Annotated in this window: 1 protein-coding gene; it reads left to right on the top strand. The window is 61.1% G+C overall.

From position 1 onward, the window contains the following. Positions 1 to 279 (top strand): IS66 family insertion sequence element accessory protein TnpB (tnpB, locus tag HIJ39_RS25435; RefSeq protein ID WP_169103409.1); only part of this gene is annotated, 279 nt, incomplete at its 5' end. Positions 280 to 440 lie beyond the last annotated feature (161 nt).

Raw genomic sequence — 440 nt, 5'->3', positions numbered from 1 at the left:
GCGTTGGTGCAGGGGAGCTTTCGACTGGATCCCTTCGCCCCCGCCCTGTTCGTCTTCTGTAATCGCCAGCGCAATAAGCTCAAGATTCTCCAGTGGGACCATAATGGGTTCTGGCTCTACTATCGCCGCTTGGAACGGGGCCAGTTTCGCTGGCCTCAAGCACCCCGGGATCAGGCGACCCTGGCCATTTCCCTCCGTCAACTCCGCTGGCTGCTGGATGGACTCAGCGTCGATCAAGCCCCCGCCCATGCGCCCGTCCGGGCGCATCATGTGGTGTAGACAAGTGTCCGAAAACCGCCAAACGGCAGGACTTTCGCGGATCCATGGCGAATGTTTAGCCTATGACGACGCGGACCCCCATGACCCACGAATCCCCTCATCCCGCCTGTCGATGCGACCAGTTGGAGCAGGAAGTCGCCCACTTGCGCACCTATGTGCGG

This window comes from Sulfobacillus harzensis, from assembly GCF_012933365.1.
Taxonomy (GTDB): domain Bacteria; phylum Bacillota; class Sulfobacillia; order Sulfobacillales; family Sulfobacillaceae; genus Sulfobacillus_B; species Sulfobacillus_B harzensis.
The sequence above is the reverse complement of the archived record's forward strand: the minus strand, read 5'-3'. Positions and strand labels throughout refer to the sequence as shown.